Source organism: Candidatus Villigracilis saccharophilus, from assembly GCF_016711665.1.
Window position 1 is genome coordinate 1 of record NZ_JADJSO010000061.1, and the last position, 17,913, is coordinate 17,913.

16 protein-coding genes and 2 pseudogenes are annotated in these 17,913 nt (G+C 51.5%); 16 read left to right on the forward strand and 2 right to left on the reverse strand.

Going from position 1 to position 17,913, the window contains the following annotated elements; all coding sequences use genetic code 11:
* Positions 1-526 precede the first annotated feature (526 nt).
* The 13 genes and pseudogenes from IPL17_RS19310 (at position 527) to IPL17_RS19370 (ending at position 13,407) form a co-directional block, all read left to right on the forward strand.
* Entirely contained in the window at positions 527-730 is a 204-nt protein-coding gene (locus IPL17_RS19310; RefSeq protein ID WP_345308720.1) for a hypothetical protein, read from the forward strand.
* A 128-nt stretch (positions 731-858) separates the two neighbouring features.
* Positions 859-1,194 carry an ATP-binding protein gene (locus IPL17_RS19315; RefSeq protein WP_345308721.1) on the forward strand — a complete coding sequence of 112 codons (336 nt, stop codon included), beginning with the start codon at positions 859-861 and terminating at the stop codon, positions 1,192-1,194.
* Positions 1,195-1,719: 525 nt separating this feature from the next.
* The gene (locus tag IPL17_RS19320) at positions 1,720-2,082 is read left to right on the forward strand and encodes a hypothetical protein (protein WP_345308722.1); all 363 of its coding nucleotides are present in this window, start codon (positions 1,720-1,722) and stop codon (positions 2,080-2,082) included.
* Positions 2,079-2,819 (forward strand): helix-turn-helix domain-containing protein, encoded by a 741-nt coding sequence (locus IPL17_RS19325; RefSeq protein ID WP_345308723.1) that lies wholly within the window; start codon positions 2,079-2,081, stop codon positions 2,817-2,819. Before IPL17_RS19320 ends, IPL17_RS19325 begins: the two co-directional genes overlap by 4 nt.
* A 238-nt stretch (positions 2,820-3,057) precedes the next feature.
* A pseudogene (locus IPL17_RS19330) lies at positions 3,058-4,349 on the forward strand (glycoside-pentoside-hexuronide (GPH):cation symporter).
* Positions 4,346-4,882: pseudogene (locus IPL17_RS19335) on the forward strand (sulfatase-like hydrolase/transferase); the annotation flags it as partial. The pseudogenes IPL17_RS19330 and IPL17_RS19335, both read left to right, overlap by 4 nt.
* A 44-nt stretch (positions 4,883-4,926) precedes the next feature.
* On the forward strand, positions 4,927-5,748 hold the full coding sequence (locus IPL17_RS19340) for a sulfatase-like hydrolase/transferase (RefSeq protein WP_345308724.1): 822 nt from the start codon (positions 4,927-4,929) through the stop codon (positions 5,746-5,748).
* A gap of 12 nt (positions 5,749-5,760) precedes the next feature.
* Entirely contained in the window at positions 5,761-7,173 is a 1,413-nt protein-coding gene (locus IPL17_RS19345; RefSeq protein WP_345308725.1) for a sulfatase, read from the forward strand.
* Positions 7,174-7,281: 108 nt separating this feature from the next.
* Entirely contained in the window at positions 7,282-8,982 is a 1,701-nt protein-coding gene (locus tag IPL17_RS19350) for an FAD-binding oxidoreductase (protein WP_345308726.1), read from the forward strand.
* A gap of 6 nt (positions 8,983-8,988) precedes the next feature.
* A complete protein-coding gene (locus tag IPL17_RS19355; protein ID WP_345308727.1) occupies positions 8,989-10,590 on the forward strand; it encodes an FGGY-family carbohydrate kinase in 1,602 nt (533 codons plus the stop codon).
* A 55-nt stretch (positions 10,591-10,645) separates the two neighbouring features.
* Positions 10,646-11,038 carry a radical SAM protein gene (locus IPL17_RS19360; RefSeq protein WP_345308728.1) on the forward strand — a complete coding sequence of 131 codons (393 nt, stop codon included), beginning with the start codon at positions 10,646-10,648 and terminating at the stop codon, positions 11,036-11,038.
* Entirely contained in the window at positions 11,019-11,789 is a 771-nt protein-coding gene (locus IPL17_RS19365) for an SPASM domain-containing protein (protein WP_345308729.1), read from the forward strand. Before IPL17_RS19360 ends, IPL17_RS19365 begins: the two co-directional genes overlap by 20 nt.
* The gene (locus tag IPL17_RS19370; protein ID WP_345308730.1) at positions 11,773-13,407 is read left to right on the forward strand and encodes a glycerol-3-phosphate dehydrogenase/oxidase; all 1,635 of its coding nucleotides are present in this window, start codon (positions 11,773-11,775) and stop codon (positions 13,405-13,407) included. Before IPL17_RS19365 ends, IPL17_RS19370 begins: the two co-directional genes overlap by 17 nt.
* Positions 13,408-13,655: 248 nt before the next feature.
* Here the strand turns inward: IPL17_RS19370 and IPL17_RS19375 are convergent, their stop codons facing one another.
* Positions 13,656-14,363, reverse strand: a complete 708-nt coding sequence (locus IPL17_RS19375) for a hypothetical protein (protein WP_345308731.1) — start codon at positions 14,361-14,363, stop codon at positions 13,656-13,658.
* Entirely contained in the window at positions 14,356-15,135 is a 780-nt protein-coding gene (locus IPL17_RS19380) for a hypothetical protein (protein ID WP_345308732.1), read from the reverse strand. The genes IPL17_RS19375 and IPL17_RS19380 overlap by 8 nt, the downstream gene beginning before the upstream one ends.
* Positions 15,136-15,410: 275 nt before the next feature.
* Between IPL17_RS19380 and IPL17_RS19385 the strand changes: the two genes are divergently transcribed.
* From IPL17_RS19385 to IPL17_RS19395, 3 genes are all read left to right on the forward strand, one after another.
* Entirely contained in the window at positions 15,411-15,959 is a 549-nt protein-coding gene (locus IPL17_RS19385) for a PadR family transcriptional regulator (RefSeq protein WP_345308733.1), read from the forward strand.
* Positions 15,960-15,989: 30 nt separating this feature from the next.
* Positions 15,990-16,802, forward strand: coding sequence for a molybdate ABC transporter substrate-binding protein (gene modA / locus IPL17_RS19390; RefSeq protein WP_345308734.1), 813 nt, complete (start codon positions 15,990-15,992; stop codon positions 16,800-16,802).
* 165 nt (positions 16,803-16,967) lie between these two features.
* Positions 16,968-17,669 carry an ABC transporter permease gene (locus tag IPL17_RS19395; protein ID WP_345308735.1) on the forward strand — a complete coding sequence of 234 codons (702 nt, stop codon included), beginning with the start codon at positions 16,968-16,970 and terminating at the stop codon, positions 17,667-17,669.
* Positions 17,670-17,913 lie beyond the last annotated feature (244 nt).

The following is a 17,913-nucleotide window of genomic DNA, read 5'->3' on the forward strand; positions in this document are numbered from 1 at the left end:
ACCCTCTGGAGTTCACAAGGAAACCCCATCGGCTTGATGGTTGTCTGGGCGAAAGCCATTCTGGCCTGCGAGTCAGCGTACGGCCGAAACTGATTCTAAAACTGGTGGCTGTCCGCGCCGCTGGCGAACTTGAAACGTAGCAAGCCGAGGAAGAACAGAGGTGGCTCAATGAACACTTTGAAAAAAATCACAGAATGTTAGCCACATTGGTAGTTGGGAATATAACGTAACAAACGGTACATACTAAGATTCTGTGAGGCAAAAAACTGTATGGCTTTAATGTGGAAAGCGATATTTTCACGCTGGAAGAAGTTACGAAATGTTTTATTGAACCAGAAAGGGTTAATCAGGCGCTTGTTGATGCAATTGAAAGCGATAAACCAATCGATATAATATTTGATATTATTCCACGAAACTCCACCCAAAAAAGGACATTACAAGTAATAGGAAATTCAGTCAGAGATACAAATGGCAATCCGATAAAGTTACAGGAGTCACACACGATATTACTGAACGTCAACAAGCCGTGGAAGAGATCCGTCAGCTTAATACCAGTCTCGAACAGCGCGTCGAAGAACGCACGCGCGAACTGCGCGATGCGCAGGAAAAACTTGTGCGGCAGGGAAAACTGACTGTCATGGGCGAATTGGCAGGAAGTGTGGGTCATGAACTTCGCAACCCGTTGTCTGTTATCAATAGTGCGGTCTACTACTTAAAATGGTACAGCTGATGCAACAGATGAGTTGAAACAATATCTCAACATGATCGGGGAGGAAGTTTGGAACGCGGAAAAATTATCGACAATCTTTTGACTTTGGACGCGCGATCTCTGCCGACCTTGAAATTGTTCCTTCCGAGTTGGTTGATCAAACGCTGGAAAAATTAGCCCCGCTTGAGTCAGTGAAAGTGACTCTGGATATCCCAACCGGCCTGCCTAAAGTTTATGTTGACCCGCGCCAGATGATGCAAGTCTTTGGCAACCTGATCGTCAACGCCTGCCAGGCCATGACCGCGACAAGCGGAGCAGGCGGCAAGTTGACCATCAGCGCGGCGCTTCAAGGCGGCATGGTTCGTGTTGATATCTGCGATAACGGCATTGGCATCCCATCCGAAAACCTGCATAAAATTTTCGATCCGCCTTTACCACCAAGGCCAAAGGCATCGGTCTGGGGCTTGCGCTCAGTAAAAAATTGATCGAGGCAAACGCGGGCCGCATCGAGGTCGAGAGTGACGCAGGCAAGGGCACTACGTTCACGGTATGTCTGCCGCTTGCAACCCGAAACGATCTTTCCAGTTTTGAAGAGTGACTAAAAAGATGGGGTAAAAAACTCTTACCACAGAGATCACGGAGACGATCAGGAGAATCTTCAAAATTTACGGAAAGCCAACCCAGCCTTTGTCAGCAACGAAGAACTCTCCCGATTCAAAACAGACGTGACCGCCACACTGGCTTCAAGGTCAACGGCTGTGCTGCTTGACCCCGAAGTCTCCGCGGCGCACATAAAATGAGCCAGTCTTTACAGGAAAAAAATCTCAAAAGACACAAAATCAACTCATAGTCAGTAGGTAAATAGTTACGCTTCGCGGGTACTCCCCGTCGTGGCCGGGCAGAGCAGCAATATCATTTGACATCACAAGCTGTATAACGGGGCAATGAAAGTTTCAATTTTAAAAATAGGTTGCTAATTTCCACATATATGCAATACACTTGGATGGTTGATGAACCTCCTATCGAAAACAGCTTCCATCGTGATTGCCATTGCCGCCGTGTTGACCTTCTACACGGCGCTTTTACATCTCACCCGCAGGAATAAGAGACGCTCCTTCCTGTTTCGAGTGGTACGTGACCTGCTGGTGGGATTGCAAACCTTGCAGCTTTATTTTGTAACCCAAGACCTTCATTTGCAGTATCCATTTCTGTTGTATCTGTTCGTAACGCTCTTGTTCCTTTCTGGGCCGCTCAATTACATCCGCTACTTTATGTTCTTCTATCCCTGGCGGACAAATTCCCACACGCATCAAAATTCAGATCCTGCCCGCAGTCGTCGTCTTCCTCGGGGAGACCTTGGTTCTATTTCGTGAATCAGGCTCAAAGTCAGGCAGTGATCCGCGATGTATTTTCCAACCCAACACAGTACGCCGCTTCATACCTCATCCTCGCAGGAGTCATTGTTGCCCTCATCCAATATGGGATGTTGCTGCGGCTGGAAACGCGCTTTGTAAACAGCGAGGCAACCCGCGAACCTGTGCTCATCTCCAGCGCGATCGTGATCCTGTACATGGTCAACATGCTCCTGATCGCGGCGGGATTCATCACTGCCAACCGTGTTGTGATGAATTTCGGTATTCTGTTCATCGGCATTGCAGGAATCGTCTATCTGCTGTTCGAGAACCGCTACCCTGACTTTTATCAACTGGTGGCGCGTGAACAAAAACAGGAGCGCTACAAAAAGTCGCTTATCCAAGGACTGAGCCGCGACAAGATCATCGCCCGCCTGCGCGAATTAATGGAAGAGGAAAAGATCTACCGTCAGTTCGATTTGAAGTTGGATGAAGTGGCGGCGATGTTGTTCATCACCCCGCACCAGCTTTCGGAATTCATCAATGATCTATTGGGAATGAATTTCGCAAGTTACATCAACCAGTACCGCGTGGAAGAGGCGAAGTCGATTTTGGTGAACAAGCCCGAGGAGAGCACGCTCGCGGTTGGGTTTCAGGTGGGGTTCGGCTCCAAGCAATCCTTCAATACAATTTTCAAACAACAAACGGGGACAACTCCTTCGGGGTACAGAAAACAGACCATGGACGATAGACCGTAGACCGTAATCGACCTTCTATCGTCCGCAGTTCACCGTCTACCGTCTACTGTCCACGGTCCAAACAGTCTAAATTTATAATTTTTGACGACAAGCACTTTCCTTCCTGCTATTATGGTTTTAGATACGTCTACAAAACCGATAAGCAAAAGGAAGGTACACCTTGGATCAGAAATTATCCGCTGGCTATAAGTTCCGTTTTGCCCTGGCTGAGTTGGGGTTCACAACCCTGCGCGCAGCCATGGATTTTTTCCTGCTCTTCTACTATACCGACGTGGCGGGCATCAGCCCTGCGCTGGTAGGAAGCGCCCTTCTCGTAGCCAAGTTAACCTGGGATGCGATCAATGATCCGCTGTTTGGATATTGGTCAGATCGAACCCGCTCACGCTTTGGTCGCCGCCGCATCTATATGCTAATCGCTGCCGTCCCCATTGCCATTGGCAGTTGGATTCAACTTTCCCTGCCACATGGGTTGACTGGCGTCACCGCCTTTTTTGCTGTGATGCTCACCTTCTGGCTAAAAGATACTTTTGTGACCATGGCGGTCGTTCCCTATGCGTCATTGATCGCCGAAGTGACTCACGATTATCAGGAACGCTCAAGCCTCGCGCTATACAAAAGCGTCAACGCCGTTGTTGGATACATCCTCGGCGCAGGACTTGTCACCGTGCTGGTGGGATTGTTCATGGGCATGGGATTGAGCCGCGCAGGGGCTTGGAGCGGAACAGGCGCGGCGTTTGGCGCCATCGCAATGACCACGCTTCTCATCACCACCTTCTCCATCAAAGAAACTACTCAACCAAAGAAGAACCCACCGACATGCATGTATGGCAGGCGGTGAAATTGTGTTTCAAGAATAAACCCTTCGTCATCCTGATGGTCATTTTCATGCTGGGCGGATTTGCCTTCACCGTACAGGCGGCATTGCTTCCATACCTCATTCAATATCAACTTGGCATGGCAAGCCAACTCACGTTCATCATGATCGGCTCGCTCATCATGACAGGCTTATTCTCCGTCCCCGCAAAATTACTCGCAGACAAAATCGATAAAGGTCCCACCTACGCCCTCGGATTAACGCTCGCGTCCATCACCTTTTTACTTGCCTTCTTTTTCCTGCCGCATCATCCCACTCCCTGGGTCTATGTCGTCGCCGTTGTGCTCGGCATCAGCTTTTCAACGCAATGGGTTTTGCCGTATGCCATGATGCCCGACGTCATCGAATACGACGAAAAGATGACGGGCAAACGCCGCGAAGGCATCTACTACGGCATCTCCAACTTCCTGACCAAATTCGCCTTTGCACTTGGCGTCGCTGTCCCTGGCTGGGCACTGCAATGGTCTGGATACATCCCCAACGCGGCACAGACCGAAACAGCATTATTCGGCATCCGATTTTTCTACGCGGTCATTCCCGCCGTGGCGATGCTGATCTGCGTGCCGATCCTCTTCCGCTACCCGATCACACGCAACTCGCATGATGCCCTGCGGAAGGAGATCGCCGCTTCACACGACCCCAAGGCTGGTCAATGAACCCTGAACATGCTCCACGCCCGAACATTATCATCATCAACTGTGATGATCTTGGTTATGGTGACCTTTCCTCGTTTGGCAGCGAATCAATCCAAACACCCAATATAGATAAACTTGCGGAAGGCGGTGTGAAGTTTGACTCTTTTTATGCCTGCAATTCGCTCTGCACCCCGTCGCGCTTCGGGCTGCTGACAGGAAGGTATCCGGAGCGGGCAGGGTTAGGATCGTTGCTGCTTGCCAAACATATCGGTCCCCGAACCACCGCCGTAGACAATGCGAACTGGTGGACCAAATTCAATGATCAATATTTCAGGTGGTGGTTTGTCAGCTACCTGTCGAAATTACATTTTTGGGATTTCGGGACTCTCCCTGAAGTGCGCGGCATCCCTGAGGAAGAGATCACCATTGGTCAGGCACTGCAAACCGTTGGATACCGCACAGGGCTGGTAGGAAAATGGCATTTGGGAGAATTCCCGGTCTATCCCGAATACAGCCCGCTTCGACATGGATTTGATTATTTCTACGGCGTGCCGCATGCCAACAACATGAGAGATTTCGCCTTATATCGAAACGAAGAATGTCTCTCACCAGATTTCACCGAAATGGATCAACTCACGGCCTGTACACCCGCGAAGCCGTGCAGTTCATCCACGATTCCAAAGATAAGCCTTTCTTTCTCTACTTCGCCCACACGTACCCGCACACACCTCAATACGCCTCGGAAAATTTCAGAGGCAAATCGATGGGCGGCTTATACGGTGACTGTGTCGAAGAGATCGACTGGAGCGTGGCAGAAGTCATGCGTGCGCTGGAAGAAAACGGCGTAGCAGACAACACACTCGTGATCTTTACCAGCGACAACGGTCCTGGATACTGCGGCAGTCCCGGAGGGTTGCGCGGACGCAAGGGGCAAAGTTACGAAGGCGGCTTCCGCGTCCCAATGATCGCCCACTGGCCAAAGGGAATCACAGCCAAGAGTATCTGCTCGGAACCAGCTATGAATATAGATCTGTTTCCAACTCTTCTGTCGCTGGCAGGCGTGGACCTGCCCGAAGACCGCGTCATCGATGGCAAGAACATCCTCAGCTTGCTGACCAGCAACGGAAAGCGTGACCCGAATGATTGTCTCTTCTTTTATCACAACAAGGAACTGGAAGCAGTCCGCATGGGAAAGTGGAAATACATCCGCGATATTGACACCATGGCGTGGCCCATCCCGCTGGATAAACATTGGAAATCGGAGAACAGCCTCGAAGCCCCATGGTTATATAACCTCGAGCTTGACCCCGGGGAGAGTTACAACTTAAGGCGCGAGCATCCAGATATCGTGGAAGCGATGGAAGCTATCTTCCAACAATGGCAGAAAAGCATGAAAGAGAATCTTGGCGGTTGGAAATAAAAAGAGCTGACCATGAGTGACAAAAAGCAATCCACATCCAAACGCAACACCCAGCCGAATATCATCATTATCAACTGTGATGACCTCGGGTACGGTGACCTGCCGCCATACGACAACACGGTGATGAACACGCCGCATATTAATCAACTGGCGCAAGGCGGCGTGAAGTTCACTTCGTTCTATGCCTGTAACTCGCTATGTACGCCATCCCGTTTCGGCTTGCTGACGGGACGTTACCCCGAACGCGCAGGGCTGGGATGGGTGCTCGGCGCAAAACGCGCGGGACACCGCCCTCCCGTCGACTCACGCCTGGAGGATTTCTGGGGCAGGTTCCGCTGGGAAGTTGCCAAGTTCCTCACGCGGCTCGGGTTGATGGACTACAACAACGAGCCGAAACCGCGCGGCATCCCTGAAAAGGAAGTCACCATCGCCAAGGCACTGAAGAACGTCGGCTACAAAACTTGCATGGTCGGGAAATGGCATCTCGGTGAGTTTCCCATTTACTCGGAATATCATCCCTTGCGCTTCGGCTTTGACCACTTCTTCGGCGTGCCGCACAGCAATGATATGAAAGACTTCGCGTTGTATCGGGACAATGAATGCCTGTCGCCTGACTTCACGGAGATGGAAAAACTGACAGGCTTGTACACCCGCGAAGCCATCGAGTTCATTGAGCAAGCAGAAGATAAGCCCTTCTTCCTGTACTTCGCCCACACCTATCCACACCAACCTTTGCACGCCTCCGAAAATTTCCGCGGCAAATCCAAAGGCGGACTGTACGGCGACACCATCGAAGAGATCGACTGGAGTCTCGGCGAGTTGGTCAAGACCCTGAAAGCAAACGGACAATGGGAGAACACCCTCGTCATCTTCACCAGCGACAACGGCGCCTGGTACAACGGCAGCGCGGGCAAGTTCCGCGGGCGCAAGGGACAAAGTTATGAAGGCGGCTATCGCATCCCGATGATCGCGCACTGGCCTGAGAAAATTCCACAAGGCACGGTCTGCGACTCTCCCGCCATGAACATTGACTGGTTCCCAACCTGCCTTGCACTCGCTGGCGTGGAACTTCCCAAAGACCGCATCATTGATGGCAAGGACATCAGCGGTCTGCTCACTGGGGTGGAAAAAGAATCCCCGCACGATGTTTTCTACTTCTATCACAACGAAAGCCTCGAAGCCATCCGCGCGGGCAGATGGAAATTCATTCCCCGCATCCACACCTACGTTTGGCCCATGCCGCTCGATAAATTCTGGGGTTCGGCGGGCAGCGCGCAAGCACCCTGGCTTTACGATGTCGAATCCGACCCACAGGAGAGTTACAACCTAAAGGACAACCACCCAGACGTCATCGAGGAAATGAAGCGCAAATTCCACGAATGGGAATCGCAGATGAAAGAAAATCGTGAAGGCTGGAGAAAGTAAAAATGTAAACAAGTACACAGGTAAACAAGCTTGAACTCAACTTGTGTACGTGTGTACTTGTATCCCTGTATACCGCACTAAAACCAACCATACCTAGGAGACTCACCCATGACCGACAAAAAATTCACCCCCGATTGGACCAACACTCCCCCCGTGCCTGGCTCGTACCGTTCCATCGTCAAGGAAGGACGGCAGGATCAAGTCAAAGTGCCGAGCTGGCAATATTACGAACAGATCAAGCGCGATCTGAAACTGGACGACAACTACTTCACCAACAAGCAGGACGGCAACCAGCTTCTGAACGACATCCCGAAATCCAATCTCGATACGAAGATCATCGAAGAGATCATCGGCATCGTCGGCGCGGAGAATGTGCAATGCGACGACTACAACCGCGTGAAATATAGTTACGGCAAACTCGCAGAGGAGATGGTCGCCCTGAAGCGCGGGATCCTGCACGAGATTACGGGTGCGGCGGTTCATCCGCGTGACAAGCATGATGTGCAGAAGATCGTCAAATTATGCGACGAGAAGAAAGTTCCGATCTATGTTTATGGCGGCGGCTCATCCTGCAACATGGGCTTCAAGCCTGAAAAAGAAGGCGTGACGCTCGTACTCAACACGCACATGAACAAGGTCATCGAAGTCAACGAACTCAACCATACCTGCCGCGTGCAGGCGGGCTGCATGGGACCGCAGCTCGAAGATGCGCTCAACAACGCGCCAGAGAAATTCCACACCGTGCATCGCTTCACCAACGGACATTTCCCACAGTCCTTTGAACTTTCCAGCGTCGGCGGCTGGGTGCTGACCCTCGGCAGCGGACAAGCCTCCACTTATTACGGCGAACCGTACAACCTTGTCCTCTCGATGGAGATGGTCACGCCCGCAGGCATCATCAGCACACATGACTACACAAGTACCGCAACGGGTCCGCGCATTTTGGATATGCTCAAGGGCAGTGAAGGCGTGTTCGGTGTACTGACCGAACTGACCATCAAGGTCTTCCGCTACATGCCTGAGAACCGCCAATACTTCGGCTACATGTTCAAGGATTGGGAAAGCGCCGTCAGTGCCGTGCGTGAAGTTTGTCAGGGACAGTTCGGTCTGCCCGCTGTCTTCCGCCTCTCCGACGCGCACGAAACCGATCACGGTTTCCAAATGTATCCCCAGCCTCCGATCGTGGAGAAGTTGATCGACATGCTCGGCTACAAACCCAAGAAGCGCTGTGTCCTGATGGGTACAGTGGAAGGCGAAAAAGATTTCACCAAAATGGTGAAGAGCAAGATCTCAAAGATCGTCGGCAAGCATGGCGCGCTCAGCATCGGCGGCAGCTTTGCAAGAAATTGGGAGACAGACCGCTACGAAACTTTTCTCGTTGGCGAAGCCATCAGCGACTACGATGTCATCATGGACACCGTCGAAACTCCCGTCAAGTGGGACAACATCCATCACATCCACGACGCGGTGCTCGCCTACGCCCACACCGTGCCAGGCACGCTCTGCATCAGCCACATGAGCCACTTCTACCCGTATGGCAGCAACCTGTATTTCATCTTCGGCATCAAAGGCAGCGTGGAAGATTACGTCAAATATCGCACAGCACTCGTGGATGCGATGGTCAAAGCGGGCGGCTCACCCAGCCACCATCACGGCGTCGGTCGGCTCATGCACCAATGGATCGAAGGCTTCCTCGGCAAAAATGAAATGGATGTGCTTCGTACTTTGAAGAATCACTTTGACCCCAACAACATCATGAATCCAGGTTCACAGCTTGGATTGAATTTACCCGACGAACTCAAACGGTAATTGGATATGAAAACCGCTTCGCACTTAAACTCTGACCTGATCCTCGTCTTTGACGCTGGGACTCAGTCCGTGCGTTGTGCTCTCTTCGACACGGCTGGTACGCTGGTGGACATGATCAAAATCCCCATCGAACCCTACTTTGTCCCCGCGCCAGGATTCCACGAACAGCACCCCGAATATTTCTGGCAAAAATTCTGCGAAGCCAGCCAGGGACTTCTCGCCCGCAACGAATCCCTGCGCGAGCATATCAAAGCGGTGACTCTCACCACGCAGCGCGGCGTGTATGTCAATCTGGATCGGGACGGAAAGCCACTCCGTCCCGCCATCCACTGGCTCGATCAGCGCATGGCAGATACATCCAAGTTCGCGCCCTTTTGGCTGGAATACGGATTGAAAGCCATCGGCTTGTACGGCGTCGTGGACACGCTCAACCGCAAATGCTTCTCGAATTGGATTCGCCAGCACCAGCCCGATGTGTGGGAGAAGACTCACAAGTATGTTCTGCTTTCGGGGTTCTTCCATTATCAACTCACAGGCGTTGCCGCTGAGTCACGCGGCAGTAACTTTGGCTACATCCCCATCAACCGCAAGGATTTCGGCTGGGCAAAGAAGAACGACATCATCTGGTACGCCTTCCCGATGGAGAAGGATAAACTCCCCGATCTCGTTGTGCAGGGAGAGACCATCGGCAAGGTCACCAAACAAGCCTCACTCGAAACAGGCATCCCCGAAGGGATTCCGCTCGCGGCTGGCTCCTGCGATAAATCCTGCGAAGTACTCGGCAGCGGCACACTCACGCCCGACATCGGCTATTTGAGCTTCGGCACCTGCGCTACGGTAAATGCAGTCAGCACCAAATCGGTTGACCTGCTCCCCTATCTGCCGCCATACCCTGGCGCAGTCCCTGGCACGTATTGCACCGAGATTCCCATTGACCGCGGCTTCTGGTTGGTCAGTTGGTTCAAAGAACAATTCGGTCATCAGGAAGTCCAACTCGCAGCCGAGCGCGGAGTCTCGCCTGAGGCGCTCTTTGAAGAGATGATACAAGACATCCCGCCTGGCTCAAACGGACTCATGCTCCAACCCTATTGGAGCCCAGACCGAGTCTACTGCGACGAGTACGGCAAAGGCGCAGTCATCGGCTTTTCGGACAGGCACACGCGCGCCCATCTCTACCGCGCCGTGCTTGAAGGCATCATCTTTGCGTTGAAAGACGGCGCGAAGATCACCACGGACAAGCTCGGTCGTCCCTTCACCAAACTGCGCGTCTCAGGCGGCGGCTCCCAAAGCCGCACCGCTTTGCAGATCACCGCGGACGTGTTCAACCTGCCCGTTGAAGTTCCCAGCGTCAATGAGACAGGCATGTTGGGCGCAGCGATGAACGCCGCCGTTGGTCTCGGCTACTACTCCAATTACGAAGCCGCCGTCGCAGGCATGACGAGCATCCGCGAAGTGATCCATCCCATTCCCCGCAACCGCGACCTGTACGAGCAACTCTACAACCGCATCTATCGCAAGATGTATTCTCAACTCAAGCCGCTCTATAAAGATCTGGCAGACATCACCAGTGATTTCCAAGAACTGGTGCCGACAGACCATGGACGATAGACCATAGACGACTAACAGCCACCAACTACCAACAACTGTCCACTACCCACTATCTATGCTCCCATTCTTCCGCCGCCCCATTACCGAAGTGCTGGTCAAGCCCGCAGGTCCAGATTGCAACCTGGACTGCGAGTACTGCTTTTATATCGAAAAACTGAACCAGTATCCCAGCCGCACTACTCGCATGAGTGATGCAGTTCTTGAAGCGATGATCCAGCAGTTGATGGCACAGAACGTGCCGCAAATCTCCATCGGCTGGCAGGGCGGCGAACCGACCTTGATGGGTCTGCCGTTCTACCGCAAAGCCGTGGACTTGATGACGCGGCACGGGCGCGGACAATCTGTCTCCAACGGACTGCAAACCAACGGCGTGTTGATCGATCATGAATGGGCGAAATTCTTTCGCGATTATCACTTCCTGATCGGGCTTGTCGATCGATGGACCTGAACACATCCACGATCATTATCGCAAGAACCGCGGCGGACATGGCTCGTGGAGCAAAGCGCTCGATGCATCCAAACTTTTGCTCGACCACGGCGTGGAAGTCAACGTGCTTTCGGTGGTCAATAATTATTCGGTGCAGTTCCCCGATGAGATCTACGAGTTCCACAAATCACAGGGACTCAACTTTATGCAGTTCATTCCCTGCGTGGAAATAGAAGGCAACAGCGTGGCGAATTTTTCAGTCGATGCGACCAGCTATGGGGAATTTTTGAAGCGTCTGTTCGATCTCTGGCTCGCGGATTTTGTGGACGGAGTCCCGACCACATCCATCCGCTGGTTTGAGGCGCTCCTTTTCAAGTACGCGGGCTTTGCTCCCACCGAGTGTACGCTGCTCGAAACGTGCGGGGAGTATTTGCTGATCGAACACACGGGCGACGTGTTTGCGTGTGATTTTTTTGTGGAGCCTGAATGGAAGCTGGGCAACCTGCTCGAAACGCCTCTGCCAACGTTGTTCAACTCGCGCAAGCAAACGAACTTCGGACAAATGAAATCTAACCTGCCAACCGATTGCCGCACCTGCGAATGGAAGACCCAATGCCGCGGCGGCTGCACCAAAGACCGACTGCGAAATCCAGCGCTTAGCGGGCGCAATCATTTTTGCGAAGCATATAAACTTTTTTTCGCCCACGCCGATTCAAAACTGCGAAATCTGGCGGACGAATGGAAAAGGAAACAACATGAACCGATTCATTGAACATCCAGGCAACAAGACCTACGACATCATCGTCATCGGCGGCGGCATCAGCGGCGCGGCGGTGGCATACGAAGCCGCATCACAGGGATACTCCGTGGCGCTCGTGGAGAAAGGCGACTTCGGCGCGGGCACATCATCAGCGACGTCCAAACTCATCCACGGCGGATTGCGCTATCTTGCCAATTTTGAATATGGTCTGGTGCGCGAGTCTTTGAGGGAACGCAAGACACTTGAAAATATTGCGCCGAACTTTGTGTATCCGCTTGCGTTTTTGGTGCCGCTATACAGCCACATCAAGATGCGCAGCAAACTCATCCTTGAACCAGGCATGATTATTTACGATCTTCTGTCTTACGATAAAGGTTTCACCTGGGACAAAAGCAAGCGGCTTCCGTGGCATCGTTTGTTGTCCACTGAAAAAGCGGTCGAGATGGAACCCGTGGTCAAGATGGACACGCTGACAGGCGCGATCGTTTTTTATGACTGCGCCGATTTCAACCCCGAGCGGCTGACACTGGCGTTCATCAAGTCCGCGGTCAAGTACGGTGCGGATGTGGCGAACTATGCCAAGGTGGAAGATTTTGTCCGCGATGGAAAACGAATCAACGGCGTGGTGGTGCGCGACCTATTGAGCAATAACACGCACACTCTGCGTGGAAAATTGATCATCAACTGCGGCGGTCCGTGGGCGGATATTCTTCTGAACATCGCGCGCGGGAACGAAGCGCCGCAGCATATCCGCCGTTCGGAAGGCATTCACATCATCACGAAAAAGATCACCAATGCCAATGCCGCTGTCGGCGGGCTGACTCCCACGGGCAGACCGTGCAACCTGATCCCATGGCGCGGACACACGTTAATCGGCACGACTGACCGAGAATACATCGGCGACCCTGATAAATATTGTGTGACCCGTGAAAAGATCGAAGAGTACATTGCGGAAGTCAACGCCTCTTTCGGGAACCCGAACCTGCTCCACTACTCAGACGTTCTCTACGCTTACGGAGGATTGCGTCCGCTGGTTGAAGACCAGACCAAGGATGTATACAAGACCTCACGCAAATACGAGATCTTCGACCACGAACAGGACGGGCTTGCAGGGATGCTCACCGTCGAAGGCGGAAAGTACACCACCAGCCGCAACCTCGCAGAGAATGTTTTGAAAACCGTTGGCAGGAAATTTGGGCGCAAGGCAAAATCGGTGACGGCAAAACAGCATCTCACAGGCTGTGAGATCCGCGATATGGAAATGTTTATCAAGCAGGCAAAATTAACCTACTCAGAATTCCCCGAGCACACAATTGATTATCTCGCCCGCATGTATGGAACAGAACTCCCCAAGGTTATGTCTCTTGCCCAAAAAGATAAGCAGTATGCCGCCCCGCTCAACGCGGACGGTGAAATGTCCGCGCAGGTGGTGTACGCCATCCGCGAAGAGATGGCCTGTACATTGATGGATATTTTGATCCGCAGAACTGGCATCGGCACGTTGGGTCACCCGGGAGATGAAGTTATCTCGTCCGTTGCACAGATCGCCGCAAAGGAATTGGGGTGGAGCAAAACAAAAATGGAACAGGAAATCGAATCAACTGCAAAAACACTCTTATTGCCAGCGTAATGAAGCCCTGCCTAACTTAACCGAATCTAAATAAAATAATAGTCAAATCAATAGAGACCTAAAGAGAAAGAGCCTGAAGAGTCAGTCTGGACGTATCGCGGTTGCCTACGCTGGCTATTGGCTCATCCACTCGGAATTTTGAGAGAAAATCCGCCGCAAGTCCAAAGAACTTGCGGCGGATTTGTGGTGATGGAGTTGAAAATTGAATCAGTATTGTTAGTATTTACTCGGGTCTCATTATTGATCTTTCACTTCAGCGCGCGCCGCAACTTCTCTGCAACCGTGCGCAAGGACTTGATGCGCGAAAAATATTTATCATTGGCTTCCACCAGAGTCCAGGGAGAATCGGGCGTGCTCGTTTTCAACAGCATCTCTTCGGCGGCGGTGATGTAATCCTCCCATTTGCCGCGATTACGCCAATCTTCATCTGTGATCTTCCATGTTTTGTAATTCGTCTTCGTGCGTTCGCGGAAGCGGCGCAGTTGTTCCTGCTTGCTGATGTGCATCCAGAATTTGAAGACGACTGTGCCAGAGTCGGTGAGTTGACGCTCGAATTGATTAATCTCGCTATACGCGCGACGCCAATCTGCTTCGGAGCAAAACCCTTCCAGGCGTTCCACCAGTACGCGTCCATACCATGAGCGGTCAAAGATGGCGATCTGTCCCTGTTCGGGCAAGCGCCGCCAAAAACGATACAGGTAATGACGCTCTCTATCTTCGCCCGATGGCGCGGAGATGGGCAAGACCACATAGCCGCGCGGATCAATACGTTCGGTCAGGCGCTTGATCGAGCCGCCCTTGCCCGAGGCATCCATTCCTTCAAAGACGATGACCACTGGCCGCTTCTGTGCATAGACTTGAAAAGCCAACTCATGCAGTTCAGCTTGCAACGCCTTGAGCTGCTTGTTGTATTCATCGCGCTCCATTGCCAATGTAAGATCAAGTCGCTCAAGCATTGACAGCTCCTTTCATTTCCTTTACTACACGTGGACGTTTAGCTTTCGCCCCCAAAGTGGGAGATAGCCCCAGACGCGCTTCGAGTGCAGTGATGATGGTTTCAAAAACCTTGATGCGCATGAAATATCGATCGGTTGCTTCAACAATTGTCCAGGGGGCATGAGGCGAATCTGTGCGCGCAATCATATCCTCGACATAGCCCGCATATTTTTCATAGCGCTTGTTTTGCAGTTCATCTTCCTCTCCCACCTGCCAGGCGGTCAACTTATCCTTGCGCAATTTCTTGATGCGTTTCTTCTGATCTTCTTCGCCGATATGCAGCCAAAATTTCAGGATGACCGTTCCATCTGCCGCCAGCATTTCTTCGAATTCGGCGATGTCCTGATAGGAGGCGCGCAGTTCATCCTTGTTGATCGTCTTATTCAGGCGGTCGATCAAGACTCTGCGATACCATGATGTGTCGAACGCGACCATTTGCCCACGGGCAGGAATCTTGAGCCAGAAGCGCCACATCCACGGATAGCGCAGTTCGGCGGTGCGCGGCGGTGTGATCGGGACAACGCGGAAGCCGCGCGGATCCAATCGCTCTGCAAGCAGACTAATCAGCCGTCCCTTGCCTGTGGCGGCCCAACCCTCGAACACAATAATGACTGGAACTTTCGCGTCGAAGACCGCGTGCTCTAATTCATAAAGGCGCTGCTGTAATGGTCGTAATCGCTTTTTATACTCCTCTAGCCCTAAAGCCAAATCAAGGTTGACGTATTCAAGCATGGCGGACTCCATTCTATCGGTTTGATAACTTGATTGTGGCGCAAATGAGTCTGGCAGTTATTCTCGTAAAAAGGTTTTTAGCTTATGAGCAATCAACCCTTATTTATTATATGCTTAATTGCAGTAATTGTCTTGTTTGTAAAAATACACTTCAATGCAAGTGCGGTCTAGCCAGAGATGATGGGGACTTGGCAAGTTCTTATTTTATCGGCTGTCACATTTACAAATTATTTTGCGATATACTGACCGCATAAAACTACTCTTTTGGTGAGTATATGACAGATAAAAAATCCCATCACATTGGAACACTCTCCCCGGAAATGGCATTGCTTGGCTTGCTCTACAAAGAAGCTGGTCACGGCTACGATCTGCACCGCACCGTCAATGCGGATTTGGGTCAGGTCTGGCATTTGAGTCAGAGTCAGGCGTATGCAATTTTGAAGCGGCTGGAAGCACAGGGCGATGTATCCACCGAGAAAATTGCACAGGAGAAACTTCCATCCCGCCAGTTGCTCAGCATAACCGACCAAGGCAGAGCAAATTTTCTGGCGTGGCTAAACGCCCCCAGCGGCGGCGGCACCCGCGCCATCCGCATGGAATTCATCACGCGTTTGTACTTTCTCAAAAAGTACTTCCCAAAAAAAATTACGAAGGCGTTCGAACAGCAGCGCGCCGAAGCAGACACGCACATTCAGCGTCTTGAGGCTACTCTCGCAGAATTGCCCGCCGAACAGATATACAACCGCATGAGTCTTGAAATGCGCTTGAAGCAGCTAAAATTTGCTCTCGAATGGCTGGATGAAAGCCAGAAAAACTTCTTGTAAAGCTCATCGTTTCTGGGATATACTCACTCAATGAGTATAAAGCGGCAATTATCCCTGACTCTTTTATTTTCCATCTTTTTGACAGCCTGCGGCGCTTCATCCGCCCCGACGACTGCTCCTGCCACCAAAGCACAGCCCCAAACCCTGACCGTTTTCGCCGCCGCCTCCCTCACCGATGCCTTCACTGAAATCGGCGCCGCATTTGATGCTGCCCACCCCAATGTGACCACGACTTTTAACTTTGCAGGCTCCCAAGCCCTGCGGACTCAAATCGAAGAAGGTGCCCCTGCGGATGTATTCGCCTCGGCCAGCAGCAAGGAAATGGAAACTCTTGTAACAGGTACCTTCGTTGGTGCAGATGTATCGCAAGTATTTCTATCCAATAAGCTGGTCGTCATTCTGCCTGTGGATAACCCCGCTGTGCTTGAGAAACTGGAAGACCTCGCCAACCCTGGAATCAAAATTGTTTTGGCAGCGGAAGAAGTTCCCGTCGGCAAGTATGCTCGTCAGGCGCTCGACCTGATGGACGCTTCCTTTGGAACAGGGTACAAAGACAAGGTTTTGGCAAACATCGTATCCAACGAAGACAATGTCAAGCAGGTAGCTGCCAAAGTCCAGCTTGGCGAAGCAGATGCGGGTATCGTCTATATGTCAGATGTAGTCGCCGCACCTGAATTGAAGTCCATTGAAATCCCCGCAGAGTTGAATGTCATCGCCAAGTATCCCATTGCGCTGCTCATTAAATCTGAAAATGCCGATCTGGCCGCGAAGTTCATTGAATATGTCCTTTCGGCAGAGGGCCAGGCTGTTCTTGCCAAATGGGGATTTGCTCCAATCAAATAGTTTTTAGTACAATGAAAGTCGCGGGAAAATATCCCGCGACTTTTTTTCATATGAAGAAACTTCGAGAATTTTCCCGCCAGAGTTTTTGGGAAAGGATATTCCAAATGGATATTCCTTCTCCCAAGTTCGATTCTGCTCATCTTCTTTGCACTGCCGTTAATCGCGTTGATCTATCGTTCCATCGCTCCTGATTTCTTTGCAAACGCGCTTTCAAAGCAGGCGTTTCAGGCGCTTAAGTTAAGTCTGGTCACGAGTTCCATCACTACATTGGTTGCAGTGATATTGGGGACGCCATTAGCCTATCTGCTGGCGCGCTGGAAATTCAGATTCAAAACATGGCTGGAGTTGATCCTTGATCTGCCCATCGTCCTGCCCCCCTCCGTGGCTGGACTTGCATTGCTAATTGCCTTCGGGCGCAGAGGATTGATTGGCGCGTTCCTGAATGATATTGGGTTAAGCATTCCTTTCACCACAACTGCGGTGATCATAGCGCAGTTGTTTGTCGCGGGGCCATTGTTTGTCCGTTCGGCACGGATCGGCTTTGCTCACGTAGATAAACAACTCGAAGAATCTGCTTATGTGGAGGGGGCAAATCAATGGCAGCTTTTTTACGAAGTCATGATCCCAATCGCCATCCGCGCCCTTGCCAGCGGAGCCATCCTTACGTGGACTCGCGCACTCGGTGAATTTGGCGCAACGATTCTATTCGCGGGAAATCTGGAAGGCGTCACCCAAACCATGCCAATCGCCATTTATATTGGCTTTGAGCGCAACCTTGGCGTGGCGATGGCATTGTCTGTTGTTCTGATTTTGGTTTCGGTGATCTTGTTGATGATCACAAAACAATTGGATAAAGAAGAAGAGTAATATTTGCTATGCGCAAGACAAATCTCCCTGGCACTGCCCGCCCAACGCTCCTTGCTCCTTATTTCAGAGACAACTGCTCGAATCCAGTAATTTTTGACCGCTCGGTTTTCAATGATTTGCGCTAAATAGACCACTACAATTCTGTTGAAACATGGGGGGCAAACACTCTACCATTTGAAGGGTAGCATATAAAAAAAACAGATGTCATAAATATTTTAAGAAGAATGTATCTTGACCTGACTTT

Coding starts and splice junctions, on each gene's coding strand:
- IPL17_RS19320 (WP_345308722.1), top strand. CDS start 1,720: ATGAACCTCCTATCGAAAACAGCTTCCATCGTGATTGCCATTGCCGCC.
- IPL17_RS19340 (WP_345308724.1), top strand. CDS start 4,927: ATGTCTCTCACCAGATTTCACCGAAATGGATCAACTCACGGCCTGTAC.
- IPL17_RS19345 (WP_345308725.1), top strand. CDS start 5,761: ATGAGTGACAAAAAGCAATCCACATCCAAACGCAACACCCAGCCGAAT.
- IPL17_RS19350 (WP_345308726.1), top strand. CDS start 7,282: ATGACCGACAAAAAATTCACCCCCGATTGGACCAACACTCCCCCCGTG.
- IPL17_RS19355 (WP_345308727.1), top strand. CDS start 8,989: ATGAAAACCGCTTCGCACTTAAACTCTGACCTGATCCTCGTCTTTGAC.
- IPL17_RS19360 (WP_345308728.1), top strand. CDS start 10,646: ATGCTCCCATTCTTCCGCCGCCCCATTACCGAAGTGCTGGTCAAGCCC.
- IPL17_RS19370 (WP_345308730.1), top strand. CDS start 11,773: ATGAACCGATTCATTGAACATCCAGGCAACAAGACCTACGACATCATC.
- IPL17_RS19375 (WP_345308731.1), bottom strand. CDS start 14,363: ATGCTTGAGCGACTTGATCTTACATTGGCAATGGAGCGCGATGAATAC.
- IPL17_RS19380 (WP_345308732.1), bottom strand. CDS start 15,135: ATGCTTGAATACGTCAACCTTGATTTGGCTTTAGGGCTAGAGGAGTAT.
- IPL17_RS19385 (WP_345308733.1), top strand. CDS start 15,411: ATGACAGATAAAAAATCCCATCACATTGGAACACTCTCCCCGGAAATG.
- modA (WP_345308734.1), top strand. CDS start 15,990: ATGAGTATAAAGCGGCAATTATCCCTGACTCTTTTATTTTCCATCTTT.